General features: G+C 69.0%; 2 protein-coding genes. One reads left to right on the top strand and one right to left on the bottom strand.

What is annotated here, in order from left to right; translation table 11 throughout:
- Positions 1–185: 185 nt before the first annotated feature.
- Positions 186–1,040, top strand: a complete 855-nt coding sequence (locus AB0C29_RS48555) for an intradiol ring-cleavage dioxygenase (protein WP_360835169.1) — start codon at positions 186–188, stop codon at positions 1,038–1,040.
- Between the two features lie 46 nt (positions 1,041–1,086).
- Here the strand turns inward: AB0C29_RS48555 and AB0C29_RS48550 are convergent.
- A partial coding sequence (locus tag AB0C29_RS48550; protein WP_360835167.1) for an SCO4226 family nickel-binding protein occupies positions 1,087–1,388 on the bottom strand: 302 nt, incomplete at its 5' end.

Here is a 1,388-nt window from a genome sequence, read left to right as displayed (position 1 = left end):
GCGACCACTCTCGCGCCGCCGGCCCGCAGGGCACCGCCCAGGCCCGCGCCCATGTGTCCCGGACTCACGATCGCCACAGTCACCATGCCCCGACATTAAAGACCGGGTCACAGCCGGGACACAGATGACGCACAGTGAACCTTGGTTGTCTTCAGGGAGACAATCCGCGAGGAAAGGCGACCACCGTGCAGGAACAAGGGGATCAGGACAACGCCGCATACGTGCGCCGGGTGCACGACAAGGGGCTGCAGTTCGACCTGCGGACCATGTCACGGCGCCGGCTGCTGGCCGCCTTCGGCGGGGTGGGTGCCCTCGCTCTCGTCGGTGGGACCGCGGCCTGCGGCAGCACAGCCGAGACGGGGACGACGGCCACTGCCACCAGCGCTGCCGCTGCCACCGGCACCGCCACCGAGGTCGAGTCGGAGACCGCCGGGCCGTTCCCGGCGGACGGGTCGAACGGGCCGGACGTGCGGACCGAGTCGGGCATCGTGCGCAAGGACATCCGTACGTCGTTCGGGGAGTCGAGCGGGACCGCTGAGGGCGTACCGCTGGAATTCTCTCTGGTGGTGACCGGCCTCGACGGCAAAGCCCTGACCGGGGCCGCGGTCTACGCCTGGCATTGTGACCGCGACGGCAACTACTCGCTGTATTCCACCGGGGTGACCGATCAGAACTATCTGCGCGGCATCCAGGAGACCGACGCCTCCGGCACCGCGACTTTCACCAGCATCTTCCCGGCCTGCTACTCGGGCCGGTGGCCGCACATCCACTTCGAGGTCTACTCGTCGCCGGCCGATGCCACCAGCGGGGACGGCCCGATCGTCAAGACCTCGCAGATCGCCCTCCCGCAGGACGTCGCGGACGCTGTCTACGCCACCGACGGCTACAGCAAGAGCGTCAGCAACCTGAGCCAGGTCAGCCTGGCCACCGACAACGTGTTCGGTGACGACTCGGCGGTCACCGAGCTAGCCACCGTCACCGGCAGCGTCGCCGACGGTTACGTCGCCAAGCTCACGATCGCGGTCGACGCCTCCTCCTGAACGGACGGTTCCGCCCGGGCCGCCCCAGGGCCCGGGCGGAACCCGCTCACGCCTCGGCGGTCAGCTCGTAGATCTCGGTCACCGGGTGACCGGCCTTCTCGTGTACGCGCTGGACGGCCTCCTTGCTCGGCCCGGTCGACAGGCAGAAGGCTTTGCCCTGCTCAGCGTCGAGCCAGGCCCGCTCGAAGTGCACCCCCTCCTCCCCTTCGACCTTCAGGTCGGCCTCGTGCGCGGCGTCCAGTTGCTCCGGGGTGACCCCGTGGAACCCGCTGTGCACGTCCATGAACTTCGCCATCGAACTCGTCCCCTCCACTCGGTTACCGGCATCAGCCTGCGGGGACGGTCCGC

Source organism: Actinoplanes sp. NPDC048791 (assembly GCF_040650095.1).
Classification (GTDB): Bacteria; Actinomycetota; Actinomycetes; order Mycobacteriales; family Micromonosporaceae; genus Actinoplanes.
The sequence above is the reverse complement of the archived record's forward strand: the minus strand, read 5'-3'. Positions and strand labels throughout refer to the sequence as shown.